Source organism: Mycobacterium shigaense (assembly GCF_002356315.1).
In the GTDB taxonomy this organism is placed as follows: Bacteria; Actinomycetota; Actinomycetes; order Mycobacteriales; family Mycobacteriaceae; genus Mycobacterium; species Mycobacterium shigaense.
In genome coordinates this window covers 1256186-1281336 of record NZ_AP018164.1, presented here as the reverse complement: position 1 = coordinate 1281336, position 25151 = coordinate 1256186, and the positions used below count along the sequence as shown (strand labels likewise).

General features: G+C 68.2%; 24 protein-coding genes. 7 read left to right on the top strand and 17 right to left on the bottom strand.

The window, feature by feature from the left end; genetic code table 11:
- Positions 1 to 15: 15 nt before the first annotated feature.
- Together MSG_RS06020 and MSG_RS06015 are read right to left on the bottom strand one after the other, a co-directional pair.
- Positions 16 to 552, bottom strand: a complete 537-nt coding sequence (locus MSG_RS06020; protein WP_096437937.1) for a hypothetical protein — start codon at positions 550 to 552, stop codon at positions 16 to 18.
- A 25-nt stretch (positions 553 to 577) separates the two neighbouring features.
- Entirely contained in the window at positions 578 to 1069 is a 492-nt protein-coding gene (locus tag MSG_RS06015) for a DUF2231 domain-containing protein (protein ID WP_096437935.1), read from the bottom strand.
- Between the two features lie 120 nt (positions 1070 to 1189).
- Here MSG_RS06015 and MSG_RS06010 point away from each other — a divergent pair, with 120 nt between their 5' ends.
- The 3 genes from MSG_RS06010 to MSG_RS06000 all read left to right on the top strand — a co-directional run bounded on the left by MSG_RS06010 (position 1190) and on the right by MSG_RS06000 (position 2986).
- The gene (locus tag MSG_RS06010) at positions 1190 to 1924 is read left to right on the top strand and encodes a VIT1/CCC1 transporter family protein (protein ID WP_096437933.1); all 735 of its coding nucleotides are present in this window, start codon (positions 1190 to 1192) and stop codon (positions 1922 to 1924) included.
- Between the two features lie 121 nt (positions 1925 to 2045).
- A complete protein-coding gene (locus tag MSG_RS06005; protein WP_096444132.1) occupies positions 2046 to 2354 on the top strand; it encodes an ArsR/SmtB family transcription factor in 309 nt (102 codons plus the stop codon).
- Complete coding sequence (locus MSG_RS06000) at positions 2354 to 2986, top strand: cation transporter (protein ID WP_096437931.1); 633 nt, start codon at positions 2354 to 2356, stop codon at positions 2984 to 2986. The genes MSG_RS06005 and MSG_RS06000 overlap by 1 nt, the downstream gene beginning before the upstream one ends.
- Before the next feature lie 3 nt (positions 2987 to 2989).
- Here the strand turns inward: MSG_RS06000 and MSG_RS05995 are convergent, their stop codons facing one another.
- Positions 2990 to 3343 carry an ArsR/SmtB family transcription factor gene (locus MSG_RS05995; RefSeq protein WP_096437929.1) on the bottom strand — a complete coding sequence of 118 codons (354 nt, stop codon included), beginning with the start codon at positions 3341 to 3343 and terminating at the stop codon, positions 2990 to 2992.
- 102 nt (positions 3344 to 3445) lie between these two features.
- On the opposite strand from MSG_RS05995, the gene MSG_RS05990 reads away from it, so the two are divergent.
- From MSG_RS05990 to MSG_RS05980, 3 genes are all read left to right on the top strand, one after another.
- Entirely contained in the window at positions 3446 to 5392 is a 1947-nt protein-coding gene (locus MSG_RS05990) for a heavy metal translocating P-type ATPase (RefSeq protein ID WP_096437927.1), read from the top strand.
- A 55-nt stretch (positions 5393 to 5447) separates the two neighbouring features.
- A complete protein-coding gene (locus MSG_RS05985) occupies positions 5448 to 6053 on the top strand; it encodes a DUF5134 domain-containing protein (protein ID WP_096437925.1) in 606 nt (201 codons plus the stop codon).
- Between the two features lie 63 nt (positions 6054 to 6116).
- Positions 6117 to 6962 (top strand): mycofactocin-coupled SDR family oxidoreductase, encoded by an 846-nt coding sequence (locus MSG_RS05980; protein ID WP_096437923.1) that lies wholly within the window; start codon positions 6117 to 6119, stop codon positions 6960 to 6962.
- A gap of 11 nt (positions 6963 to 6973) precedes the next feature.
- Here MSG_RS05980 and MSG_RS05975 read toward each other — a convergent pair whose 3' ends face one another.
- From MSG_RS05975 to MSG_RS05955, 5 genes are all read right to left on the bottom strand, one after another.
- Positions 6974 to 8257, bottom strand: coding sequence for a fatty acid desaturase family protein (locus tag MSG_RS05975; protein WP_096444130.1), 1284 nt, complete (start codon positions 8255 to 8257; stop codon positions 6974 to 6976).
- 103 nt (positions 8258 to 8360) lie between these two features.
- Positions 8361 to 9512 (bottom strand): ferredoxin reductase, encoded by a 1152-nt coding sequence (locus MSG_RS05970; RefSeq protein ID WP_096437921.1) that lies wholly within the window; start codon positions 9510 to 9512, stop codon positions 8361 to 8363.
- 61 nt (positions 9513 to 9573) lie between these two features.
- Positions 9574 to 10092, bottom strand: a complete 519-nt coding sequence (locus tag MSG_RS05965) for a DUF6912 family protein (protein ID WP_096437919.1) — start codon at positions 10090 to 10092, stop codon at positions 9574 to 9576.
- Positions 10089 to 10949 (bottom strand): polyphosphate kinase 2, encoded by an 861-nt coding sequence (gene ppk2, locus MSG_RS05960; RefSeq protein WP_096437917.1) that lies wholly within the window; start codon positions 10947 to 10949, stop codon positions 10089 to 10091. The genes MSG_RS05965 and ppk2 overlap by 4 nt, the downstream gene beginning before the upstream one ends.
- 45 nt (positions 10950 to 10994) lie before the next feature.
- Positions 10995 to 12404, bottom strand: coding sequence for a WS/DGAT/MGAT family O-acyltransferase (locus tag MSG_RS05955; RefSeq protein WP_096437915.1), 1410 nt, complete (start codon positions 12402 to 12404; stop codon positions 10995 to 10997).
- Between the two features lie 189 nt (positions 12405 to 12593).
- Here MSG_RS05955 and MSG_RS05950 point away from each other — a divergent pair, with 189 nt between their 5' ends.
- Positions 12594 to 13115, top strand: coding sequence for an Rv3235 family protein (locus MSG_RS05950; protein ID WP_096437913.1), 522 nt, complete (start codon positions 12594 to 12596; stop codon positions 13113 to 13115).
- 48 nt (positions 13116 to 13163) lie between these two features.
- Here MSG_RS05950 and MSG_RS05945 read toward each other — a convergent pair whose 3' ends face one another.
- From MSG_RS05945 to mtrA, 9 genes are all read right to left on the bottom strand, one after another.
- Entirely contained in the window at positions 13164 to 14306 is a 1143-nt protein-coding gene (locus tag MSG_RS05945) for a cation:proton antiporter (RefSeq protein WP_096437911.1), read from the bottom strand.
- 4 nt (positions 14307 to 14310) lie between these two features.
- The gene (locus tag MSG_RS05940) at positions 14311 to 14793 is read right to left on the bottom strand and encodes a cation:proton antiporter regulatory subunit (RefSeq protein WP_096437909.1); all 483 of its coding nucleotides are present in this window, start codon (positions 14791 to 14793) and stop codon (positions 14311 to 14313) included.
- Positions 14794 to 14867: 74 nt separating this feature from the next.
- Positions 14868 to 16253: an amino acid permease gene (locus MSG_RS05935; protein ID WP_096437907.1), complete on the bottom strand. Its 1386-nt coding sequence runs from the start codon at positions 16251 to 16253 to the stop codon at positions 14868 to 14870.
- Positions 16254 to 16341: 88 nt separating this feature from the next.
- A complete protein-coding gene (secA, locus tag MSG_RS05930) occupies positions 16342 to 19152 on the bottom strand; it encodes a preprotein translocase subunit SecA (RefSeq protein WP_096437905.1) in 2811 nt (936 codons plus the stop codon).
- A 111-nt stretch (positions 19153 to 19263) separates the two neighbouring features.
- Complete coding sequence (gene hpf, locus MSG_RS05925) at positions 19264 to 19953, bottom strand: ribosome hibernation-promoting factor, HPF/YfiA family (RefSeq protein ID WP_373421133.1); 690 nt, start codon at positions 19951 to 19953, stop codon at positions 19264 to 19266.
- Between the two features lie 347 nt (positions 19954 to 20300).
- A complete protein-coding gene (locus MSG_RS05920) occupies positions 20301 to 20939 on the bottom strand; it encodes a ComF family protein (RefSeq protein ID WP_096437901.1) in 639 nt (212 codons plus the stop codon).
- Between the two features lie 43 nt (positions 20940 to 20982).
- Positions 20983 to 22722, bottom strand: coding sequence for an MtrAB system accessory lipoprotein LpqB (gene lpqB, locus MSG_RS05915; RefSeq protein ID WP_181159156.1), 1740 nt, complete (start codon positions 22720 to 22722; stop codon positions 20983 to 20985).
- A 35-nt stretch (positions 22723 to 22757) separates the two neighbouring features.
- Positions 22758 to 24449: an MtrAB system histidine kinase MtrB gene (gene mtrB, locus MSG_RS05910; protein ID WP_096437897.1), complete on the bottom strand. Its 1692-nt coding sequence runs from the start codon at positions 24447 to 24449 to the stop codon at positions 22758 to 22760.
- A 13-nt stretch (positions 24450 to 24462) separates the two neighbouring features.
- The gene (gene mtrA, locus MSG_RS05905) at positions 24463 to 25149 is read right to left on the bottom strand and encodes a two-component system response regulator MtrA (RefSeq protein ID WP_066990218.1); all 687 of its coding nucleotides are present in this window, start codon (positions 25147 to 25149) and stop codon (positions 24463 to 24465) included.
- Positions 25150 to 25151 lie beyond the last annotated feature (2 nt).

The window sequence follows — 25151 nt, the reverse complement described above, 5'->3', positions numbered from 1 at the left end:
CGGCACGCAAATGGCTTAGAGCCAGCCGGTGCGGGCGGCCGCGACCGGCTCGGGCGGCGCGGGCGCAAGCTCACCGTCGCGCACGCCGTCGAGCATCCGTCGCACCGCCGCCACGATCTCCGGGGCCGCCGCGGCGAGTCCCGCCTTGTCGGCCTCGGTGACCTCGTCGGGTTCGACTCCCGCCCTGGCCAGCACGGCGGCCGGATCGGCCAACTCCCCCGCCAACCACGCCACCGGGTCGGCCGACAGCTCGGGCACGAAATTCCGCCGGCCGGGTTCCCAGCCCGTGAACCGGGGGTGGTGATGGGCCCGGTCCAGGGTCCCCGGCGGGCTCTCGGTGGACCCGAACAGGTCTACCCGCCAGACCGGGCGGTTGAAGGAGATCGGGACGCCGGCGTAAATGGACCCCTGCGGCTCGGCCCGATCGACGAGACGAAGTTCCAGCCGGACTCCCCGTTCCGGGGTTTCCTGGCCCTCGTTCGGGTTCGGGTCAACGAAGAACATGTCCCCCACGACCACACCCATGGTTTCGAATCCAAATGCTGCGAGCATGTCTCGAGGGTAGCCCCAACCCGGCCTACTTGGGATTGGCCTGCTTCAGATGCGCTATCTCGTTGCCCCACACCGATTGCGCGCCGGCGTCGCCGACCCGGTAGATCTGGATCATCGTCGCGACACCCACCACGATGGCGGCGATCGCGACCGAGGCGTTGACGACCCGGCCGCGCGATCCGGACCGCCGCTCGATTCGTCCCAGCACCAAAAGACCGGCGGCGACGACCAATAACGCAACGGCGAAATAGACGATGGTGTCGCCCAGCTCGGCGTGCTGCTGCAGAATCGGGCTGGGGCTGCGCCGCAGGTCATACAGCCATCCGCCGGCATCGGCGGTGATCGGCGTCAGCACCATCGTCACGACGGCGAGGATGCCGGTAAGCCAGCCGAGTTGTCCGCGCCGCGCCGCGGGCCACAGGGCGCACACGATTTCCAGCAGCGCCGTCAGTGGCGCCAAGACGACGAGGAAATGAACAAACAGCACATGGGCGGGCAAGTCATGGATGATCGTCATGGTTGTCGCCACCCTAACGCCCGGCACCCCGGCCGAGCCAACGCTAACGCCTCTGACCGGCGAGTTTGATGAGGCTTGGCTTGCTAGCGCGTCGGCCGAACATACGCTTCGCTGAGCGGCATGACCAACGACCAACTAGACCCGGCGGACCACCTGCACGACGCCGAACCGCACGCCGGCCACAGCTCCGGCCGGCTGAACAGCCTGCGGGCCGCGGTGCTGGGCGCCAACGACGGCATCGTCTCGGTGGCCGGCATCGTCGTCGGCGTGGCCGGGGCCACCCCCGGACGCGGCCCGATTTTCACGGCCGGCCTGGCGGCGCTGGTGGGCGGCGCGGTCTCGATGGCGCTGGGCGAATACGTGTCGGTGTCCAGCCAACGCGACAGCGAAAAGGCCCAGCTGGCCATCGAGCGGCATGAGTTGAAGCACCTGCCCGAGGCCGAATTGGCCGAACTCACAGCCATTTACCAAAGCCGGGGCCTCTCACCGCAGACCGCCGCGCTGGTCGCCCGGGAGCTGACCGAGCACGACGCGCTGACCGCTCACGCCCACGCCGAGCTCAACATCGATCCCGACGAGCTGGCCAACCCGTGGCAGGCCGCCAGCGCCTCGGCGGCGTCGTTCATCGTCGGCGCGGTGTTGCCCCTGGTGTCAATCCTGTTGCCGCCCAACGCCTGGCGCGTCCCCGTGACGTTCGTCGCGGTGCTCGTCGCCCTGGCGTTCACCGGCGCGCTCAGCGCCCGGATCGGTGGCGGCAACGTCTCGCGTGCGGTGCTGCGTGTCGTGCTCGGCGGCGCGGCGGGATTGGCGTTCACCTACGGCATCGGACATCTCTTCGGCGCCGCGGTCGGCTAGCGACGGGGCCGCGCCCACATTGCGACGTTCGGCGCCGATCTGCACGACGGTGCCCGGGCTGGCGGGCTTCGGCGCCAAGTACAGGATTTTCTGAATTCAGCAATCGTTGTACTATCCGGACATGCAGATCCTGGCGCATCGCGACGCGTTGACACGGTTTGGGTACGCGTTGTCCGATCCGACCCGGACCGCGATCCTGCTCAGGCTGCGCAACGGCGGACGGTATCCCTCCGACTTGGCGGAGGAGCTCGGGGCGTCCCGGCAGATCGTGTCGAATCATCTCGCTTGCCTGCGCGGCTGCGGGCTCGTCATCGCGGTGCCCGAGGGGCGGCGCAGCCGTTACGAGCTGGCCGACGCGCGGTTGGCCCACGCCCTCAACGACCTGGTCGGCCTGGTGCTGGCCGTCGAACCCGATTGCTGTGAGCGCTGATGTCGCGTCGTCAGGTGCTTGCACGGCGCGTCCGGCTGCTGGTGGCAGCGACCATCACCTACAACGTCATCGAGGCCGCGGTCGCACTCGTCGCGGGCACGCGCGCCTCGTCCACGGCGCTGATCGGCTTCGGACTGGACTCGGTGGTCGAGGTGTCGTCCGCAGCCGTCGTTGCGTGGCAGTTCGCCGGACGCGAACACGAGGCGCGCGAACCAATCGCATTGCAGCTCATAGCTTTCTCGTTCTTCGGCCTGGCCGCGTACGTCACGGCTGAATCCATCGCTTCGCTGTTCGGTCTCAGCGAGGCAAAGCATTCGGCGGTGGGCATTGCGCTGGCGGCCGTCAGCCTGCTGGTGATGCCGGTGCTGTCGCTGGCGCAGCGCCGCGCCGGTGCCGAACTCAACTCGCGATCGGCGGTCGCCGACTCCAAGCAGACGCTGCTGTGCACGTATCTGTCGTCGGTGTTGTTGGTCGGGCTGTTGCTGAATTCGCTACTGGGTTGGTCGTGGGCGGATCCCGTTGCCGCACTGGCGATTGCCGGCATCGCCGTCCGGGAGGGTATACAGGCGTGGCGCGGCGAAGCCTGCTGCGCCCCCGTGAGCGAAGCCGACGCGGACTGCTGCGGCGGCTAGGGCCTAAGCCGTCGCATCCGTGGCGCCGAGGCGCAGGTGCTCGATGTGGTAGACGGCCTCGTCGAGCAATTGCGCGACGTGGTTGTCGTAGAGGCGGTAGACGATGTTGCGGCCGTTGCGGTCGCCCGCGACCAGGCCGAGCGCGCGCAGCAACCGCAGCTGGTGCGACACCGCCGGCTGCTCCATCCCGACCGCGGTCGAAAGGTCGCCGACCGCACACGGGGATTGCCGCAGCCGGGTCAGAATCATCAGCCGGTTCGGCGAGGCCAGCGCTTGCAGGGTCTCGGCGATCTTGCCCGCCGACGCGGGATCGAGTATTGCCGGCGGCGTCACCCTGCCGTCCACTCCATGCCCCATGTCTTCAATTGAAGCACGCCAGAGCAATTGAGATGATATATGTAGAGGTATACATGTATACATGTATAAGACGGGTTATCGACGGATCGGAGTAGGCGTCGGATGAGCACCGCCACCGCCGCGCCGACGCACGCGCCCGCCGCGAGCGCCGTGCCGTCGACCGTCGCGGGCCTGTGGTCGGTGCCCGCCGTGCGATGGGCCACCGCGGCGTTGCTCCTGTTCCTGGCCGGCCTTGCTGCCCAGCTCTGGCACGCGCCGCAATGGCTGCCGTGGACGTGCTACCTGGCGTGCTACGGCACCGGCGGCTGGTCGCCGGCCTGGGCAGGTCTGCAGGCCCTGCGGTCGCGATCCCTGGACGTCGACCTACTCATGGTGGTGGCGGCCATCGGCGCGGCGGGTATCGGCCAGGTCTTCGACGGGGCCCTGCTGATCGTCATCTTCGCCACCTCGGGCGCATTGGAGGACGCGGCGACCAAGCGCACCGAGGACTCGGTGCGGGGGCTGCTCGACCTCGCGCCCGCTCGCGCGGTCCGCATCCACACCGACGGGACCGAAGAGCCGGTCGACGCCGCGGAGCTGTACGTCGGCGACCTGGTCAGCGTGCGCCCGGGTGAGCGCGTCTCCGCGGACGGCGTCGTCGTCGACGGCGGATCGGACGTCGACCAGTCGTCGGTCACCGGCGAGCCCCTGCCGGCCGGCAAGGCCGTCGGCGACCAGGTCTTCGCGGGCACGCTCAACGGCGCTGGGGCACTTCGCATCCGCGTCACCACGGAGCCCTCCGACACCGTCGTCGCCCGCATCGTCGCCCTGGTCGCGCGGGCATCGGCCACCAAAGCCAGGACACAATTGTTCATCGAGAAGGTCGAGCAACGGTATTCGGTGGGCGTCGTCGCGGCGACCGTGGCCCTGTTCGCGGTCCCCCTGCTGCTCGGGGCCCAGCTCGAGCCCACGCTGCTGCGGGCGATGACGTTCATGATCGTGGCATCGCCGTGCGCAGTGGTGTTGGCGACCATGCCGCCGCTGCTCTCGGCGATTGCCAACGCCGGACGGCACGGCGTGCTCGTCAAGTCGGCGGTCGCGATGGAACACCTCGCGGACACCACCCTGGTGACGATCGACAAGACCGGGACCCTCACGACGGGAACACCACAACTCACCAGCATCGCCGCGACCGACGACCGGTACTCGGACGACGACGTGTTGCGGATCGCCGCCAGCGCCGAACAATTCAGCGAGCATCCGCTGGGGCGCGCGGTCGTCTCAGCCGCCCGCGCCCGTGGGCTCGCGCTTTCCGATGCCGCCGACTTCCAGGCCCTTCCCGGCCGTGGCGTGCGCGCCCGGGTCGTGGGCCGGGCGATCGAGGTGCTGAGCCCGCGCGCATTCCACCGCAACCCGTCTGCCGTAGGCCGCCTCGAAAGCCGGGGAACCACCGCCGTTCTCGTGGTCGTCGATGCGACGCTGGTCGGCATTCTCGGACTGGACGACACCGCGCGCGAAGGTTCCGGGAAGGTGGTCCGCGCGATCGCCGCGATCACGTCGAACGCGCCGGTCCTGCTGACCGGCGATACCCGGCCGGCCGCAGAGCACCTGGCCGCACAGGCCGGAATCGATGACGTGCGCGCCGACCTGCTGCCCGACGACAAGGTCGCCGCCGTCCGCCAGTTCCAGGGCGACGGCCACCGTGTGCTGTTCGTCGGCGACGGGATCAACGACGCGCCGGCGATGGCCGCCGCGCACGCGTCGATTGCCATGGGGCGCAACGGCGCCGACCTGACGTTGGAAACCGCCGATGCCGTCACCGTCCGGGACGAACTCGCGGCCATCCCGGCGGTCGTTGCCCTGGCTCGTCGCGCGCGCCGCGTCGTGGTCGCCAATCTCGTCATCGCGGCGACGTTCATCACCGGGCTCGTGGTGTGGGACCTGCTCGGCACCCTGCCGCTGCCGCTCGGTGTCGCCGGCCACGAGGGCTCCACGGTCGTAGTGGCGCTCAACGGGCTGCGGCTGCTGAGCTCCGGCGCCTGGCGGCAGGACTTCGGCCGCGTCGCTTGACCCAAGTACCCTGGGGGGGTACCGTTCGCGCCATGCTAGTAGGCGGAGCCGCCTCTTGATCGGCGACCTCACGCTGCGGTGGATCGTCACCGCGCTCTTCGGCGTCGGTATCGCGGCATACGTCTATGTCCTTGTCGCACAACGCAGCCAGCGAACCGGCACCCTGAGCCATCTGTTTCATCTGACGATGGCGGCGGCGATGATCCTGATGGCCTGGCACATCGGCGTGCAACTCTCGGCGGTCGGGCCGATGATCTTCTTCGCCCTGGCCGGCGCGTCCTTCGCGTACGCGGCCGGCCGAGCCGCCTCCGCGTTCGGTGAGCGGCTCACCAATTCCTACTACGCCGTGATGGCCGCGGCAATGGTGTGGATGTACGCGGAGATGAGCGGCGAGATGCCGCGCCCTGCGAGCCACCCGGCGCCGGACGCGATGGCCATGGACATGCCGGGAATGGAGCTGACCGGACATGAGATGTCCCGGGCGCCAACCGGACTCGGGTGGATCGCCGCGGTGAACTGGATCGCGGCCCTTGGCTTCGCCGTCGTGGCGCTGTACTGGTCCTGCCGTTGGATCGCCCGGCGGCCGGGCACGCGGATGGAACCGCTGTACCAGGCGTGCACGGCCGCGGGTACCGCCGCGATGTTCTTTGCCCTCCTGTAACGAGCGCCGCGGCGATCACCGATATCGTCTCGGGTGTAACCCATCGATCGTAGGAGAGGCACGATGACGAAAACCGTTGGCAGGGTCGCCGGCAAGGTCGCGTTCATCACGGGCGCCGCGCGCGGCCAGGGCCGGGAGCACGCCGTCCGCCTCGCCGAGGAGGGCGCCGACATCATCGCGGTGGACCTGTGCGGCGACGTTGAGGGGGTCATCTATCCGGGAGCGACGGAGGCCGACCTCGACGAGACCGCGACCCTGGTCGAAAAATCGGGCCGGCGCATCGTGACCGCCAAGGCCGATGTTCGCGACGTCGCGAGTCTTCGCGATGCGTTGCAGCAGGGGGTCGACGAATTGGGCCGGCCCGATGTGGTGATCGCCAACGCCGGCATCAGCGGCAGTCCCGCACCCGCCGCGCTGATCGAAGAAACGGCCTGGAAGACCATGCTCGACATCAATCTCACCGGCGTCTGGCACACCATCAAGGTGGCGGTGCCGCACATGTCCGACGGGCGCGGCGGGTCCATCATCTTGGTCAGTTCCATGCTGGGACTTCGCGGCGGCGGGTACATGGCGCACTACGCGTCGGCGAAACACGGTGTGGTCGGGTTGATGAACTCGCTGGCGAATGAGCTTGCGCCGCAGCTGATTCGGGTCAACTCGATCCACCCGGGCAACATCCGGACGCCGATGATCGACAACGAGCAGTTTCACCGCACGCTGCGGCCGGACCTTCCCGAGCCGACCATGGACGACACGGCCGCGGTGCTCGGGCACTTCCACATGCTGCCGGTGCCGGTCATCGAGGCGCGCGCGGTCAGCAATGCGGTGCTGTTCCTGGCGTCCGACGAGGCGCAGTACATCACCGGCGCGGCATTGCCGATCGACGCGGGGGCCGTCGCGAAGTTCTGAGGCGCGAAGTTCTAGGCCGCCAGGTCGTTGGCACCGGGCCGGGTCGCCGCGTCCTTCTTGCGACGCCGCCAGCCCCGCACCGTTTCGATGGCGGTCTTGAGGCCGCGCCGCCGGCCGGTGGCTGGGTCGATGCCCGCGAATTCCGGGCCGAGCTCGGCGAACATCCGCTCGCTGCGCGTCTCGGGCGCGTTGTCGGCGTTGTCCAGCAGGTACTTGTCCGGCAGCGACAGCTTGGCCATCGTGCGCCACGTCTTGGCGTACTGCAGCAGGAACGAGCCTGTGGTGTAAGGCAAGTCGTACTTGTCGCACACCTGGCGCACCCGCACCGAGATCTCGTGCAACCGATTGCTCGGCAGGTCCGGGTACAGGTGGTGTTCGATCTGGTGGCACAGGTTGCCGCTCATGAACCGTAGCGCGGGTCCGGCCTCGAAGTTGGCGCTGCCCAGCATCTGGCGCAGGTACCACTGCCCCCTGGATTCACCGATCATGTCGGTCTTCGTGAATTTCTCTGCGCCGTCGGGGAAATGGCCGCAGAAGATCACGGCGTTGGCCCAGACGTTGCGGATCACGTTGGCCGTGGCGTTGGCCGTCAGCGTCGAGCGGTACGTCGCGCCGGGCGACAGCGAGGTCAGCGCCGGGAAGGCGACGTAGTCCTTGAGCACCTGACGACCGGCCTTGGCCAGGAACTCGTCGGTGCGCTGCCGCGCCTCGTCCTGATCCATCCGTTTCTTGACGATCTTGCCGATCTCCACATGCTGCAGCCCGACGCCCCACTCGAAGCCGAGGCCCAGCAACGTGTTCCACACCAGGTTGAAGACGTTGAACTTCTTCCAGCGCTGATCGCGCGTGACGCGCAACATGCCGTAGCCCACGTCGTCGTCCATCCCGAGGATGTTGGTGTACTTGTGGTGCACGAAGTTGTGGGTGTAGCGCCAGTGCTTGGACGACCCGGCCATGTCCCACTCCCACGTCGAGGAGTGAATCTCCGGGTCGTTCATCCAATCCCACTGGCCGTGCATGACGTTGTGGCCGATCTCCATATTCTCGATGATCTTGGCCACGCCCAGCGTCACGGTCCCGACCCACCAGGCCGAGCGCCGCGAACTGGCGGTCAGCAGCAGCCGGCCGACCACCTCGAGCGCGCGCTGGCCTGCGATGGTGCGACGGATGTAACGGGCGTCCCGCTCTCCCCGTGAGTCTTCGATGTCCTGTCGGATGGCATCGAGCTCAACGCCCAGATTTTCGATGTCAGCATCTGTCAGATGCGCGAATACGTCGACGTCTGTGATCGCCATCGACTTCACCTCCCTTGGGGGTAGTCTCTGCGGTCCATACCTACGTTATCGTAACCTACGACGGCGTAGGTTACCTGTGAGTAGCCTTAACATGTCACGGCGTCTAGACGTCGAGGGTGCAATTACCCGACGCGGCCGACACACACGTCTGCACCCGCGAGCCGGGCTCGTGCTCCTGGCCGGTGCGCAAGTCGCGGACGTGGCCCTCCAACAGCGGAACCACGCACGACTGGCAGATGCCCATGCGGCACCCGAACGGCATCTGCACGCCGGCGCCCTCGCCCGCATCCATCAGCGACGTCGCGGCATCGGCGCTGACCGTGCGCCCGCTGCGGCCGAACGTGACCGTTCCGCCGGCGCCGGCGGGGGCCGCCTTGGCCACCGCGAAGCGCTCCAGGTGCAGCCGGTTGCCGACCCCGGCCGCCTCCCACACCTGCTCGGCCTGGGCGAGCAGGCCCTCCGGCCCGCAAGCCCAGGTCTGGCGTTCGCGCCAGTCCGGCACCGCCTCGTCGAGCCGGGCCAGGTCCAGCCGGCCCTCGGTGCGGGTCTGGCGCACCTGCAACCGATAGCCGGCATGCACGGCGGCCAGCTCGGTCAACTCGGTACCGAACATCACGTCAGACCGGCTGGGCGCCGAGTGGACATGCACGATGTCACCAATCTGATTGCGCCGCACCAAGGTCCGCAACATCGACATCACCGGTGTGATGCCCGACCCCGCGGTGAGGAACAGGATCGACGACGGCGCCGGATCAGGCAGCACGAAGTTGCCCTGCGGCGCGGCCAGGCGCACGATCGTGCCCGGCTCGACGCCCTCGACCAAGTGGGTGGACAAAAAGCCCTCCGGCATCGCCTTGACGCTGATGGTCACCGTGCGCTCCGGGCCGGACCCCGACCGGGCGACCGGGCTAGACGTCAGCGAATACGATCGCCAGCGCCAGCGCCCGTCGACGAACAATCCGATGCCGATGTACTGACCGGGCTCATAGTCGAAGCTGAATCCCCAGCCCGGTTTGATCACCAGGGTGGCGGAGTCTTCGGTCTCGCGGCGAACCTTCACCACCCGGCCACGCAACTCCCGCGCCGACCACAACGGGTTGGCCAAATGCAGATAGTCGTCCGGCAGCAACGGTGTGGTGATACGCGAGACGAGCTTGCGCAGCGCATGCCAGCCGGGGTGCCGCTCGGCGCCCGCCACCGTGGCGCGCCGGGTCTCGATGACGTTGGCGGTGATAGATGCGTATGTCCTACCCATGATCAACCCTACGGTACCGTAGGTTACGGTATCCCATCCAGGACCGACGGCCCCGATTGCGTCACAGTAGGTCCAGCAGGAACGGCAGCTCCTGGTTGGCGTACCAGGCCAGATCGTGGTCCAGCGCGTCGCCGACGATCAGGTCGGCATCCTCGTCGCCCAGGTCGGCGGCGTCGATCGCCTCGATCGCCTTCGTCACCGCCGGCTCGGCGTCCGAGTTGTCGACGTACGCGGCGATCACCTCATCCATCGTCACCGGCCCACCGAGCCGAACGACCGCGTCGTCGAGATCGGGCCGGAAGGTCGCCCCGGATTGGTCCACCTCCGCGGACAATACCGCGCGCCGCGGCCGCGCGGCCTCGCCCGTCCCCTCCGGCTCGTGGGCGGCCAGCAACCGCAGCGACGCCAGCGCCGCCTCGCGCAGCGCGACGTCGGCGAGTTCGTCGTCATCGCCCTCGGCGTAGGCCTCGCGCAACGCCGGCGTCACCGCGAAGGCGGTGCCGTTGACCGGCCGCAGCGATCCGTCGATGACGAGTTGCTGCAGCATCGGCAAGGTGGCAGGGATATAGACCTGCATCATCCGATCAACGTAGCCGCGTAGTCCTCCACGTAGTTCGACAGCTCCCGCGGCGGCCGCTGGTAGTTACCGCTGACGATCGGGCGTCGCGGCAGCTTGACTTCGGGTCGGTCCACCTCGTGGTAGTCGATGGAATTCAGCAGGTGCGCCATCATGTTGAGCCGCGCGTGCTTCTTGAGGTCGGATTCCACCACGTACCACGGGCTGGCAGCGGTATCGGTGTGCACCATCATCTCGTCCTTGGCGCGCGAATAGTCCTCCCACCGATACACCGATTCCAAGTCCATCGGACTCAATTTCCATTGCCGCACAGGGTCGTTCAAGCGTGACTTGAATCGCCGGAGCTGTTCGCCGTCAGACACGGAGAACCAGTACTTACGCAAGATAATGCCGTCGTCGATCAGCATCTGCTCGAAGATCGGCGTCTGGCGCAGGAACAGGACATACTCCTGCGGCGTGCAGAAGCCCATCACCTTCTCGACGCCGGCGCGGTTGTACCAGCTGCGATCGAAGAGCACGATCTCCCCCTTGGCGGGCAGATGCGCGATGTAGCGCTGGTAGTACCACTGGCCGCGCTCGCGGTCGGTGGGTGCCGGCAGCGCGGCGATCTGGGCGACACGGGGGCTGAGATATTCGGTGATCCGCTTGATCGCCCCGCCCTTACCCGCGGCGTCGCGGCCCTCGAAGATCACCACCACGCGGGCTCCGACGGCACGCACCCACTCCTGCAGCTTCACGAATTCCGTTTGCAGTCGGAATAATTCGGCCTCGTAGACCTCCTGGGAGATCTTGGCGGCCGCTTTCGGCTTGACCTTCGCCTTGGTCTTGGTTGGCTTACCGTTGCTGCTGGGCGCGCTCATACCATCGGATGGTATACGCACGCAGCCATTTTGACGCGGCGAAGGTTAACGGGAAGCTTCCAGCAGTTCCTCGAGGGACTGGCTCAGCAATGCGGGCAGTAGATCGACATCGCTCATCGCGTCGCGATCGGCATTGATCCCGAAATACAACATGCCGTTGTAGGAGGTGACGCTGATGGCCAGCGCCTGATTGTGCAGCAGCGGCGGCACGGCGTAAGTCTCGAGCAATTTGGTGCCAGCGATGTACATCTGCGATTGGGCGCCAGGCGCATTGGTGATCAACAAATTGAACAACCGCGCCGAGAAGCTGGTCGCCACCCGGATACCCATGGCGTGTAACGTCGGTGGCGCAAAGCCCGACAACGTGACGATCGTCCTGGCGTCGACCAGCCGCGCGGCCGCCGGGATCGACTCGGTGGCGTGGGCGATCTGCGACAGCCGCACCACGGGGTTGGCCTCCCCCACCGGCAGATCGACCAGAAACGGCGTGACCTGACTGATCATCTGACCCGGACCGGTCGAATCGTGCTGGCCCTCGGCGTAGACCGACAGGGGCGCCATCGCCCGCACCGTCGCAGTCGGTGACACCGCGACACCCCGCGACATCAGCCAGTTGCCCAGCGCCCCGGCCACCACCGCCAGCACGACGTCGTTGATGTCACACTCGTAGCGCGCCCGCACCGCCCGGTAGTCCTCCAGGCTGCCGCTGGCGACAGTGAAGCGGCGGTGCCGCGACACCCGGGCGTTGAGCGGGCTGCTGGGTGCGGTGCCACGCGCCGCGGTGCGCACGATGTTGACGGCGCGGCGGCCGACGGCGAGCAGTTCGCCGTAGTTGGTCGTCATCTCGGCCAGCGCGGAGCCGACCGCCTGCAGCTGGGTTCCGGGTCCGGCCACCCAATCGGTGAGCGCCCCCAGCAGTAGCCGGGTGTTGCCGGGGTCGCGTTCCGGCACCCAGATGTCCTCCGGGAACGGCGGCGGATTGCGCGTCCGGTCGGCGATGACGTGCCCGATCTCCAGCGCGCTCATCCCGTTGATCAGCGCCTGATGCGATTTGGTGTACAGGGCGACCCGGTTCTTCTCCAGCCCTTCGACCAGGTACATCTCCCACAGCGGCCGCGTCTTGTCCAGCGGCCGGGCGGCCAGCCGCGCGATCAGCTCGTGCAGCTGCTCGTCGCTGCCCGGCGACGGCAACGCCGAGCGCCGCACGTGATAGGTGATGTCGAAGTCGGCGTCGTCGATCCAGAACGGCCGGGCAGCGCCGACCCCGATCCCGCGCACCTTCTGGCGGTACCGCGGGATCTGGGCGAGCCGCTTCTCGACGGTGGCCAGCAGCGTCTCGTAGCTCAATCCGGCGCGCGGGCGGCGCAGGATCGACAAAGATCCGACGTACATCGGGGTGGCCGTGTTCTCCAGCCGATAAAAAGAGGCGTCCGATGCGGACAACCGGGTCACCATTGCGGCCCTGGCCTCCTCGCCGATTCGTCCCGACCACCGCTGTTGGCCACCACCGTAATCGTCTGCCCGGGACATGGCACCGTGCGGGTGTGTGCGAACGCGAATTGCGCAACGGGCAAGGGTAATTCAGAATCGATCGTCTGCGACTCTCCGGCAGGCTGGTTCCAGCGATGAGACGGAGAGTGCGCGTTGACCATCAGCCCCGCCACGGACCCGACCCGCCGCGACGCGTTTGCCGTCGAGCCCGTCGCGGACTACGAGCCGCCGGCCCGGGACGTGCCGCGCACCGGTGCGCTGTGCCGAACGACGCGCCGGCCCCACCGCGGACGACGGGTCGGCGAACCGCCCCCGGCGGCGACGGTGTTGTCCGCGCCGATGCGCCAGGCGGCGGTCTTCGCCGATGCCGCGCTGCGCCGCGTCCTGGAGGTCATCGATCGGCGCCGCCCGCTGGCCCAGCTGCGACCGCTGCTGGTGGCCGGCCTGGTCGACCCGGTGCTGTCGGTGAGCCGGACCGCTGCCGCGCAGGAGGGCGTCGCGGTGCTGCGTCGGATGCGCGTGCAGCCGGTCGGTCATCGCGATCACGAGACGGCGGCCGAGGTGTTCGGCTCCTACAGCCGCGGGGACCGGATGCATGCCATCGCCTGTCGCGTCGAACGGCTGCCCACTGGGAGCGGGGCCCGCTGGCAGGTCGTCGCCCTGCACATAGGTTGATGCGCGGGGTTGATGCGCGGGGTTGATGCGCGGGGCTGATGCGCGGGGTCAATGCGCGGGACCGACGCCGCCGGCGAAGCGCGCCAGCACCGGGCCCACGATCGCCATGACGAACACATACGCGGTGGCCAGCGCGGCCACGACGGGCACCGCTGTGCCGACCAGGCCGATGATGATCAGGGAGAACTCGCCGCGGGCGATGAGCGCCGCACCGGCCCGCAGCTGCCCGCGGCGCGCCACCCCGTCGCGCCGGGCGGCGAAGGCGCCGGTGGCAACCTTCGTCACGGCGGTGACGGCGGCCAGGGCAAGCGCCACCGGCAGCACCGGAATCAGTTCGTGCGGGTCGACCGACAGCCCGATCGCCACGAAGAAGACCGCGGCAAACAGATCGCGCAGCGGCCCCAGCACCCGGCGGGCCCGGTCCGCGGTCTCGCCGGTCAGGGTCAGCCCCACCAGGAACGCCCCGACCGCGGCCGACGCGTGCAGCGACTCCGCCAGCGCCGCCACCAGCAGGGTGCCGCCGAGGACCCGCAGCAACAGCTGCTCGGAATCGGGGTGTGCCACCAGCCGGCCCACGTGGTGACCCCAGTGATACGACGCGGCGAACGCGGCCAGCAGCGCTGCGACCGCGACGAGGGCGCCCACGAGGGCCTCGACCCAACTGCCGCCGGCGGCCAGCACGGCGAACAGCGGCAGGTAGGCGGCCATCGCGAAGTCCTCGAGCACCAGTACCGACAGCACGGCCGGGGTTTCGCGGTTGCCCAGCCGGCGCAGGTCCTCGAGCAGCCGGGCGATGACACCCGAGGAGGAGATGTAGGTGACTCCGGCCAGGGCGAGGATGGCGACACCGTCGAACCCCAACAGCCACCCGGCCGCCGCGCCAGGGGTGGCGTTGAGGAAGATGTCGACGCCAGCAGACGGCAGGTGGTGGCGCAGGCTGGCGGCGAACTCGGTCGCCGAGAATTCCAGACCCAGCGTCAGCAGCAGCAGAACGATACCGATGGGCGCGCCGGTCACGATGAACTCACCGGCGGCCGCCACCGGCCAGATGCCGCCCTTGCCCAGCGAAAGCCCGGCTAGCAGATACACCGGGATCGGCGACAGCGCGTAGCGGCGTGCGACGGCACCCAACACCGCCAGCCCAGCCAGGAGGGCGCCGAGCTGGAATAGCAGCGCCCCCGAAACCTGCACTGGCTCAACCCTTGTCGATGATCTGCCGGACGGCGGCGATGCCCTCTTCGGTGCCGATCACGATCAGAACGTCGCCCGCGTGCAGCGTCTCGGCCGGACCCGGCGAGGCGAGCACGTCCTCGTCGCGCACGATCGCGACGATCGAGGCGCCGGTGCGGGTACGGGCCTTGGTGTCGCCCAAGGGGCGGTCCACGAACGGGTTGCCGGGCTCGATGTCGACCTGACCTGCCTCAAGTCCCGGCACCTCGCGGGTCAGCTCGGTGAACCGCTCGGCGATCCGTGGTGCGCCGAGGATCTGGGCCACCGTGTCGGCCTCCTCGTCGGTCAGGCGAAAGACCGGCCGAGCCTGGTCGGGGTCGTCGGCGCCGTAGAGGACGACGTCGAAGTCGCCGCCGCGCCGCGCGATGATGCCGATCCGCTCACCCTTGTGGCTGGTGAACTCGTAGCGCAGGCCGACCCCCGGCAGCAGCACCTCCTTGACGTCCATGCCGTCAATCCTTCACGAAAGCACGCGCCGAGTGAAGGTCACAGGCCAAGCTCATAGCTCGGCGCGGATGGCCATCAGTGGCTCGATACTGCAACGCTGTTGGGCGCAAAGCGCCGTCGCAACTGGTAAGCCGCGAGGATCACCACCAGAGTGACCCCACTCATGACGAATTGCGATCGGGTGCTGGGCAGCAGCGCCATCGCGATGATGACGGCTACCATCAGCGCGATGGTCGCGTAGCTCAGCCAGGGAAACAGCCACATTTTCAGCTTGAGTGCCCCTGGATCTTCGCGATCGAGCCGTTTGCGCAACACCACCTGGGCGACGCCTATCACCAGATAAACGAACAGCGCGACCGCGCCGTAGGAGTTAACCAGAAACTGGAACACCAAGTCGCCCCAGAGGTAGCTGGCCGCGACGGACACATACCCGACCGTGGTACCCAACAGAATGGCCCGGCGCGGCACTCCGCTGCGTGACAGTTTGGCGAAGTACCGCGGTGCATCCCCGTTTATGGTGAGCGCGAACAGCATTCGTGATGCTGTATACAGCGCTGAATTCAGACAGGACAACACCGCGGTCAGGACGATAACGTTCATGACGGCACTGACACCAGGGATCCCGAGCACCGAAAGCACCGCCGCGTAGGGGCTGACACCGACGTTGGGTGCGTTCCACGGCTGGATCGACACCACCACGAAGATCGACCCGACGTAAAACAACACGATCCGGAGCACGATGGATTTCAGGGCGCGCGCCACCGCTCGTTTCGGCTCAGTCGATTCGGCCGCCGCGATTGTCACGATTTCCGCGCCGGTGTAGAAGGCAACGCACGGCACCACGGCCGCGAGCACCGGGCCCCAGCCCATCGGGGTGAAGCCGCCGTGATCAACGAGGTTGCCCAGCCCCGGCGTTGCGTGCGGCCACCAGCCGGTGATCCACAGCAATCCCATCGCTTCGAAGATCACGATCGCGATCACCTTGATCGAGGAAAACCAGTACTCGAACTCGCCGTAGGAGCGGGCCGACACCAGGTTGGTCGCGGTGAGCGGCAGTATGACGGCCAGACTCAGCACCCACAGCGGGATGGCCGGCGACCACAGATGCAGAATCCGGCCGCCCGCAACGGCTTCCACCGCAACCACGATGACGTAGAAGTACCAATACATCCACCCGGTAACGAACCCCGCGCGTTGTCCCAGCGCATCGCGTGCATAGGCGTAAAAGGCGCCGACCCTCGGCCGGGCTACCGCCATTTCGCCCAGCATTCGCATGACCAGCATGGTCAGTGTCCCGCCGATCAGGAATGACACGATGGCCGCCGGACCCGCTTCGCCGATGACGACACCGCTGCCGACGAACAGTCCGGCTCCAATGACCCCACCGAGGGCAATCAGATTCATGTGCCGGCGCTTGAGCCCTTTGACCAGCTCAGCGACTTCGCCACTCGCGCGGTGCATCACGCGCTCACGATCGACGAAGCAGCCTGTGACGACAAGGGTTTGGCTCATCTCCACCAAATATGGCGCTGCTACCGCCTCGCCTGCGTCAGCGCCGCTTCACCGATTTCTGCGGCTTGGCGCCGCGGCCTTGCTGGCGCGCGGCCGCCCGCCGCTCGCGCCGGCTGGCACCGGCGGGCACCCCAGCCGGCGTCTTCTGCGCACCGCCGCCGTTGCGCTGCACCTCCGCCGAACCGTCCTCGGCCGGACCGGAATACGTCAGCGCGGGCGCGCTGTCGTCAATACCCTTGGCGCGCAACGTACTTGGAACGCTCTCCTGCGCGGGCTCCGCCGGTTCGCCGCCGAGCGCCGCCAGACCCTCCGGCTGTGCCTGCACCGCCACCTGCGGGGCGGGCACGGCCTCGACGCTGACGTTGAACAGGAAGCCGACCGACTCCTCCTTCAGGCCGTCGAGCATGGCCATGAACATGTCGTAGCCCTCGCGCTGGTACTCCACCAGCGGGTCGCGCTGGGCCATCGCGCGCAGCCCGATGCCCTCCTTGAGGTAGTCCATCTCGTAGAGGTGCTCGCGCCACTTGCGATCGATGACGTTGAGCAGCACATTGCGCTCCAGCTGGCGCATCGCGCCTTCTCCGGCGAGCTCCTCGAGTTGGGCTTCCCTTGCGCCGTAAGCGTTTTCGGCATCCTTGAGCAGCGCTTCGAGCAATTCCTCGCGGGTCAGCTCGTCGCGCTCGGATTCGGCGTCCTGCCGGGTCAGCGACGCATAGTTAATGCCGACCGGGTACAGCGTCTTGAGCGCCGACCACAACGCGTCGAGATCCCAGTCCTCGGCGTAGCCGTCGGCGGTGGCGCCGTTTACGTAGGCGGTGACGACGTCGCGGAGCATGTCCAGCGCCTGCTCCTTGAGGTTCTCGCCCTCGAGGATGCGGCGACGCTCGGCGTAGATCACCTTGCGCTGCTGGTTCATCACCTCGTCGTACTTCAGGACGTTCTTGCGGACCTCGAAGTTCTGCTGCTCGACCTGGGTCTGGGCGCTCTTGATCGCCCGGGTGACCATCTTGGCCTCGATCGGCACGTCGTCGGGCAGATTCAGCCGGTTGAGCATGGCCTCCAGCGCGGCGCCGTTGAACCGGCGCATGAGCTCATCACCCAGCGACAGGTAGAAGCGCGACTCGCCCGGGTCGCCCTGCCGGCCGGAGCGGCCGCGCAGCTGGTTGTCGATGCGCCGCGACTCGTGCCGCTCGGTGCCCAGTACGTACAGGCCCCCGGCCTCGATCACCTCGGCGGCCTCCTCGCTGGCCTCCGCCTTGACCTTCGGCAGCTCCTCGTGCCAGGCCGCCTCGTACTCCTCGGGCGTCTCCACCGGGTCCAGACCGCGCTCGCGCAGCCGCTGGTCGGCCAGGAAGTCGACGTTGCCGCCCAGCACGATGTCGGTACCGCGGCCGGCCATGTTGGTGGCCACGGTGATACCGCCGCGGCGGCCGGCCACCGCGATGATGCCCGCCTCCTGCTCGTGGTACTTCGCGTTGAGCACGTTGTGCGGGATGCGGCGCTTGGTGAACTGCCGCGACAGGTACTCGGAGCGCTCGACGCTGGTGGTACCGATCAGGACCGGCTGGCCCTTCTCGTAGCGCTCCGCGACGTCGTCGACGACCGCTATGTACTTGGCTTCTTCGGTCTTGTAGATGAGGTCGGACTGGTCGGTGCGGACCATCGGCTTGTTGGTGGGGATGGAGACCACGCCGAGCTTGTAGATCTCGTGTAGCTCGGCCGCCTCGGTCTGGGCGGTACCGGTCATCCCGGCGAGCTTGTCGTAGAGCCGGAAGTAGTTCTGCAGCGTGATCGTGGCCAGCGTCTGGTTCTCGGCCTTGATCTCGACGTGCTCCTTGGCCTCGATGGCCTGGTGCATGCCCTCGTTGTAGCGGCGGCCGATCAGCACGCGGCCGGTGAACTCGTCGACGATCAGCACCTCGCCGTCGCGGACGATGTAGTCCTTGTCGCGGTTGAACAGCTCCTTGGCCTTCAGCGCGTTGTTGAGGTAGCTGACCAGCGGCGAGTTCGCGGCCTCGTATAGGTTGTCGATGCCGAGCTGGTCCTCGACGAACTCCACGCCCTTTTCGTGCACGCCGACCGTGCGCTTGCGCAGGTCGACCTCGTAGTGGGTGTCCTTCTCCATCAGCGGCGCGATGCGGGCGAACTCGGTGTACCAGTTCGAGGCGCCGTCGGCGGGGCCGGAGATGATCAGCGGCGTGCGAGCCTCGTCGATCAGGATGGAGTCGACCTCGTCGACGATGGCGAAGTTGTGCCCGCGCTGCACCAGGTCGTCGAGCGAGTGCGCCATGTTGTCGCGCAGGTAGTCGAAGCCGAACTCGTTGTTCGTGCCGTAGGTGACGTCGGCGTTGTAGGCGACGCGGCGCTGCTCGGGCGTCATCTGGGCGAGGATGACGCCCACCTCGAGGCCCAGGAAGCGGTGTACGCGGCCCATCCACTCGCTGTCGCGTTTGGCCAGGTAGTCGTTGACGGTGACGACGTGCACGCCCTTGCCGCCCAGCGCGTTGAGGTAGGCCGGTAGCACACAGGTCAGGGTCTTGCCCTCACCGGTCTTCATCTCGGCGACGTTGCCCAGGTGCAGGGCCGCCCCACCCATCACCTGGACGTCGAAGGGACGCTGGTCGAGCACCCGCCACGCGGCCTCGCGGGCCACCGCGAATGCCTCGGGCAGCAGGTCGTCGAGGGTCTCGCCCTCCTCGAGACGGGTGCGAAACTCGTCGGTCTTGGCCCGCAGCTCGGCGTCGCTGAGCTTTTCCAGGTCGTCGGACAACGTGTTGACATAGTCGGCCACCCGCTTGAGGCGTTTGACCATGCGACCTTCACCAAGGCGCAGCAACTTCGACAGCACGGTGTTGTCCCCTTTTGGGATGGTTTCCCTGTTGGTTAGGAGTCTTCTTCTATGAGGCGACTCCCATGGTAGGTGACAACCCCGCGATGGCCGTCGACGCTCGGAGCGGCGTCAGGACAGTCTGATCAGCCCGTAGTCGTAGGCGTGCCGGCGGTAGACCACGGATGGGCGCTCGGTCTGCTTGTCGAAGAACAAGAAGAAGTCGTGCCCGACCAGCTCCATCTCGTAGAGCGCGTCGTCCACCGACATCGGCGTGGCCTGGTGCTCCTTGGTCCGCACCACCCGCCCGGGTTCGTGATCGGCGCCGTCCGGCTCGGGCGCGGCACCGTCGTGTTGATGCCCCTCGACGGCGTCGCCGTTGGTGGCGGACTTCGCCGGCGCCGGCGGCTGCGCGGTGGCCTCCGCCAGGGAAACCGGGGTCTTTTCGCCGTAATGCACCTTGCGGCGGTCCTTGCCGCGGCGCAGCCGGCTCTCCAGCCGGACGACGGCGGCCTCGAGTGCGGCATAGAAGCTGTCGGCGCACGCCTCACCGCGGACTACCGGCCCACGGCCCCGCGCGGTGATCTCCACACGCTGACAGGACTTACGTTGGCGGCGGTTGCGTTCGTGTTTGAGTTCGACGTCGAACAGATAGATGGTCTTGTCGAATCGTTCCGCACGTGCAAGTTTCTGCATGACGTAGACACGGAAGTGATCGGGAATCTCGACGTTGCGGCCCTTGAAGACCACCTCGGCGCTGACGGTCGTTTCCTGCGGGTCTATGTCTAACGGCGGTTCGTCCACAACCAGACCGGAATCCACGGTGAGCCTTGACATACGCGACAACTCGTTTCTCTTTTCACGTCCACGCGACCTGCGTGACGGCTTTCCAGGAACGCGCGCCGACGGGGTTGGAGAACGGATCGCAAAGTGGTCACCGCCGCAGGCAGCCCGCCGGTGCAAGGTGTCGAATACTCACCCCCTTCGCGTAGGGCGTCTCAACTGTGATCGCGACTGGAGACGTTGAAGGTTGGTTCCGACGTTAGCTCGTGTTCGCCTCGCCGTGCCACCGATTTGATGGACCCGTTGCGAGTTCTTCACATCCTCTTGGCGAATTCATTGGTTTGAAACGGATTCGACGGCTTCGGGCGAACCGCGCGGGCCCCCGCTCAGGCCCCCGCGAGGGCCAGCACGCCCGCCACCCGCACCCCGGCGGCCGCCAGCACCCGGGCCGACTCGCGGGCGGTCGCGCCGGTGGTGACGACGTCGTCGACGACGAGGACCTCGGGATCCGACGGCATCGCACGCCGCCGCAGCACCGCCCGGCCGGCGATGTTGCGCTGCCGCGCGGCGCTGCCCAGACCCGCCGAGTCGCGGGTCAGCGCCCGCAGCCGCAGCGCCGCGGCGACGCCGATCTCCGGGTGGCCGGCGACGGCATGCGTGGCGATGCGGGTGACCGGGTCGCCGCCGCGGCGCCGCGCGGCTTGCCGCCGCGTCGGGGCGGGCACGATCGTCAGCGGGGCCTCGACCATGCCCCAGCTCAGCAACCGGTGCACCCCGGTGGCCAGCGCGCGCGCCAGCGGCGGAACGAGATCGCCGCGGCCGTGCTCCTTGACCGCCAGGATCGCCTGCCGGCGCGCGCCGGCGTAGCGGCCGAGCGCGAATACCGGCACCCCCGCGTCGACGCGCGGTGAGATCAGGTGCGGCTCGTCGGGCGCCACGGCCAGCTCGGCGTCGCAGGCAGCACACCAGCGGGTCGCCGGGGCGCCGCAGCCGCCGCATGCCAGCGGCAAAACAAGATCGAGCACACGTGCAGTGTCGCGCCGGGCGGTGACAGGTCCGGGCCGGCGCTCAGCCGGGCAGCACCGGAACGGCCCCGCCCGTCATCAGGCCCGGCACGTCGAACCAGCTCTGCTGGGTTTCCGGGGCGGCGGACGCCGAATACTGCAGCACCCCTTGGGGCGCGGCGACGTAGACCGTCGACGGGTTGGCCGCGATCGCGGTGAGCGGGATCTGCAGGCCATGCGCCGGCGCGTCGGAGTTCACCCCGTCGAGGTTCACGTACGACACCGGATGGGCGGTGTCGTTGCGCGTCACCACGATGTCGTCGCCGGTGCGCCAGTACAGCGACACCACCGTGTTGCCCAGGCCGAAACCCAACCGCCGCGGACAGGTCAGCGCGTACTGCCCGGCCTGCGTCTGCTCGACACCGGCGAGGATCACCTGGCCGCCGATCACCATCGCCGCCCGTGTGCTGTCCCGGGACAGCTGCAGGTCCGAGATCGGCCCGGGGAACCGGCTGGCGACCGCGCCGGAATCCACCGGGATGCGGGCCGGCTGGCCGGACGCCGGTTCGGCAATGGCCCGCAACACGTTGTTGGCGTCGACCACCACCCAGACCGCGTCGTCGAGCGACCAGCTGGGCCGCGACAGGCTGTGGCCGTCGGCGGACTGGACGGCCTCGCCGCCGAGATCACCGATCCACAGTGACTCCGCCATGTCGGGGGCGCCGCGGTGCAGCGTCACCACCGACGCCACCAGCCGGCCGCTGCGGGACAGCGCGGCGCTGCTCTGGTCGCCCATCCGCCCGAACGCGCCGGGCACCAGGCTGGTCCGTTGCCCGTCGAGGCCGACCAGCGAGCCGCTCACCAGTGCGTGCAGCCCCGCACCGGCGCCGTCGGCCACGCCGGGGTCGGTGGCCGCGACGTCGGAGGTGGTCCAGCCGTCGCGGAACCGGTCGTCCAGCGGCGCGCCGTCGGCGTTGATCACGTACGGGCCGCGGATGTCGGCGCGGGCCAGCGTCCAAATGATCTGTGCGGCAAGCAATTGCCGACTGTGCGGATCGGTGGTGGACAGCTTCTCCAGGTCTATGCGCGCGCCGCCGTAGCCCTTGCCGATGCCGTTCTTGCCGCCGTCGGCGCGGGTCACGGGCCCGCGCAGGCGCAGCGGCGGCGCGAGCAGGTTGCGCACGGTGTGGGCCATCTCGGGCCGCGGGCCGGCCAGCATCTTGGACACCAGCTCGGTGGCCAGCTGATCGTGATCGGACACCGCGACATAGCGCGGATCGGGCACCACCGTCTTGCCGGTCGGGTCGGCGAAGTACAGCGTGTTGCGCTTGTAGGTGGCCTGGAACTGTTGCCAATCCAGGAAAACCCCGTTGGGCAGGCGGTCGATTCGCCAGCCGCCCGACGTCTTCACCAACTCGATCGGCCCCGGGTCGGGCAGCACGCCCTCGGCCGTTTGGAAGACCCCGACATCGGACAGCGAGCCCAAGATGTCGGCCCGCATGGTCGCCGAAACTCGTTCGGCGCCACGAGTTTCCACGAAGACCACATGGTCGATCAGCAGCGAGCTACCGGCGTCGTCCCAGGAGTTGGAGGCCGATTGGGTGAGGAACTGCCGCGCCGCCAGGTGCCGGTTGGCCGGATCGGCCGTGGCCTTGAGGAATTCGCGCAGCAGCACGTCAGGATCCATGCCCGGGGTCGGCTTAGGCAGGTTCGACGGGGCCGGCCGGTCGACGGTACCGATGGCCTGCGGCGCCGACGAGCTGGGTACCGCGGCGCAGCCCGCGAGCAGCAACGCCACCGACATCAGCACCGCGAGATTCCACCGCGGCTTTCGTCGCATCAGCCGCTCCGCTCGGCGGGCTCGCGGTGACGCTGACGCTTATCACGCTCCGGCGCAAGCGGTTCGGCGACCGGCTGCGCGGACGGCGGAATCGGCTTCATGGGCAGCGGGCTGGTGGTGACCTTGTGACCGCGCACCAGCGGAAGGGTCAGCCGGAAGCAGGCGCCCTGGCCGGGCTCGCCCCACGCCTCCAGCCGGCCCTGGTGCAACCGCGCATCCTCGACGCTGATCGCCAGGCCCAAACCTGTTCCGCCAGAACGCCTTACCCGCGACGGGTCGGAGCGCCAGAACCGGCTGAACACCAACTTCTCCTCCCCCGGTCGCAGCCCGACGCCGTAGTCGCGGACGGTGACGGCGACGGTGTCCTCGTCGGCCCCCATCCGGATGTCCACCGGCTTGTGCTCGGCATGGTCGATGGCGTTGGCGATCAGGTTACGCAGGATGCGCTCCACCCGGCGCGGGTCGACCTCGGCGATCACCTCTTCGGCCGGCATATCGACCTGCAGCTCGATGCCGGCGTCCTCGGCCAGATGGCCCACGTTGCCCAGCGCGCTCTGCACGGTGTTGCGCAAATCGACTGCCTCCACGGACAATTCGGCAACACCGGCGTCGTGGCGGGAGATCTCCAGCAGGTCGTTGAGCAGCGTCTCGAACCGGTCCAGCTCGTTGACCATCAGCTCGGTGGAGCGTTGCAGCGTGGGGTCGAGGTCGGAGCTGTGGTCGTAGATCAGGTCGGCGGCCATGCGCACCGTGGTCAGCGGCGTGCGCAGTTCGTGGCTGACGTCGGAGGTGAACCGGCGCTGCAGGTTGCCGAACTCCTCGAGCTGGGTGATCTGCCGCGACAGGCTCTCGGCCATGTCGTTGAAGGACACCGCAAGCCGGGCCATGTCGTCCTCACCGCGTACCGGCATCCGTTCGGTCAGATGCCCCTCGGCGAACCGCTCGGCGATCCGGGATGCCGAGCGCACCGGCACGACGACCTGCCGCGAGACCAGCAGCGCGATCCCCGCCAGCAGCACCAGCAGTACCGCGCCGCCGGTGATCATCGTGCCGCGCACCAGCGTGATGGTGGCCTGCTCGTTCTTCAGCGGGAAGATCAGGTAGAGCTCCAGGTTGGCGACCTGCGACGAGGTCGGCGTGCCGACAATCAGTGCCGGACCCGAGAAGCCGTCACCGTGCACCGTGGCGTACTGGTAGGCGGCCTGTCCCGCCCTGACGAAGCCCCGCAGCGAATTGGGCACCTGGTCGACGGGCCCGGCGGTGGTCGCCGCGCGCGGGCCGTCGCCCGGAACGATCAGGGCGGCGTCGAAGGCGCCCGCCAGGCCGGCGCCCGAGGCCGTGTCAGTCTTGGAGGTCAGCGTGTTGCGGGCCAGCTGCAGGCTGCTGTCCAGCGAGCGCGTCTCCTCGCCGTTGACGATCCCGCCCACGGTGGTGCGCGCCCGCTCGATCTGCTCGATGGCGGCCCGGACCTTGACGTCGAGCACGCGATTGGTGACCTGGCTGGTCAGCACGAAACCCAGCGCCAGGATGACGGCCAAGGACAAGCCGAGCGTCAGCGCCACGACGCGCAATTGCAGCGAGCGGCGCCAGGCGATGCCGACCGCCCGATTCAGTGCACTGATGCCGCGCGTCAAGGGGCCGGTACGCCCCCAGCGATGACCGTGGATACGTCGCCGCGAGCCCCAAATCAATGACGCCCCCGGATCACGGAGGTCCGGCCTTGTATCCCACTCCTCGAACGGTCAACACCACAGTCGGGTTCTCAGGGTCTTTCTCGACCTTGGCCCGCAGACGCTGGACGTGCACATTCACCAGGCGCGTGTCGGCCGGGTGACGGTATCCCCATACCTGTTCGAGCAGCACATCACGAGTAAACACCTGGCGTGGTTTGCGTGCCAGCGCGACCAGGAGGTCGAACTCCAGTGGTGTGAGCGAGATCTGCTCGCCGTTGCGGGTGACCTTGTGCGCCGGGACGTCGATCTCCACGTCGGCGATGGACAACATCTCGGCGGGCTCATCGTCATTGCGCCGCAGCCGCGCCCGCACCCGGGCGACCAGCTCCTTGGGCTTGAACGGCTTCATGATGTAGTCGTCGGCGCCGGATTCCAGGCCGAGCACCACGTCGACCGTGTCGGTCTTGGCGGTCAGCATCACAATCGGAACGCCGGAGTCGGCGCGCAGCACGCGGCACACATCGATGCCGTTCATGCCCGGCAACATCAGGTCCAGCAGCACCAGGTCGGGCCGCAGCTCGCGCACCGCGGTCAGGGCCTGCGTGCCGTCACCGATCACCGCGGTGTCGAAGCCCTCCCCACGAAGAACGATGGTCAGCATCTCCGCGAGCGACGCGTCGTCGTCCACGACCAAAATTCTTTGCCTCATGAAGACCATGG

Bases quoted from the DNA above. Each gene is read 5' to 3' on its own strand.
- MSG_RS05990 (WP_096437927.1), top strand. From the start codon at position 3,446: ATGAGCACCGCCACCGCCGCGCCGACGCACGCGCCCGCCGCGAGCGCC.
- MSG_RS06015 (WP_096437935.1), bottom strand. From the start codon at position 1,069: ATGACGATCATCCATGACTTGCCCGCCCATGTGCTGTTTGTTCATTTC.
- MSG_RS05935 (WP_096437907.1), bottom strand. From the start codon at position 16,253: ATGCACCGCGCGAGTGGCGAAGTCGCTGAGCTGGTCAAAGGGCTCAAG.
- ppk2 (WP_096437917.1), bottom strand. From the start codon at position 10,949: ATGAGCGCGCCCAGCAGCAACGGTAAGCCAACCAAGACCAAGGCGAAG.
- MSG_RS05995 (WP_096437929.1), bottom strand. From the start codon at position 3,343: ATGGGGCATGGAGTGGACGGCAGGGTGACGCCGCCGGCAATACTCGAT.
- MSG_RS06005 (WP_096444132.1), top strand. From the start codon at position 2,046: ATGCAGATCCTGGCGCATCGCGACGCGTTGACACGGTTTGGGTACGCG.
- MSG_RS06020 (WP_096437937.1), bottom strand. From the start codon at position 552: ATGCTCGCAGCATTTGGATTCGAAACCATGGGTGTGGTCGTGGGGGAC.
- MSG_RS05975 (WP_096444130.1), bottom strand. From the start codon at position 8,257: ATGGCGATCACAGACGTCGACGTATTCGCGCATCTGACAGATGCTGAC.
- lpqB (WP_181159156.1), bottom strand. From the start codon at position 22,722: ATGTCGGTGGCGTTGCTGCTCGCGGGCTGCGCCGCGGTACCCAGCTCG.
- MSG_RS05965 (WP_096437919.1), bottom strand. From the start codon at position 10,092: ATGATGCAGGTCTATATCCCTGCCACCTTGCCGATGCTGCAGCAACTC.
- mtrA (WP_066990218.1), bottom strand. From the start codon at position 25,149: ATGGTCTTCATGAGGCAAAGAATTTTGGTCGTGGACGACGACGCGTCG.
- MSG_RS06000 (WP_096437931.1), top strand. From the start codon at position 2,354: ATGTCGCGTCGTCAGGTGCTTGCACGGCGCGTCCGGCTGCTGGTGGCA.
- MSG_RS05940 (WP_096437909.1), bottom strand. From the start codon at position 14,793: ATGGACGTCAAGGAGGTGCTGCTGCCGGGGGTCGGCCTGCGCTACGAG.
- MSG_RS05970 (WP_096437921.1), bottom strand. From the start codon at position 9,512: ATGGGTAGGACATACGCATCTATCACCGCCAACGTCATCGAGACCCGG.
- MSG_RS05980 (WP_096437923.1), top strand. From the start codon at position 6,117: ATGACGAAAACCGTTGGCAGGGTCGCCGGCAAGGTCGCGTTCATCACG.
- MSG_RS06010 (WP_096437933.1), top strand. From the start codon at position 1,190: ATGACCAACGACCAACTAGACCCGGCGGACCACCTGCACGACGCCGAA.
- MSG_RS05955 (WP_096437915.1), bottom strand. From the start codon at position 12,404: ATGGTGACCCGGTTGTCCGCATCGGACGCCTCTTTTTATCGGCTGGAG.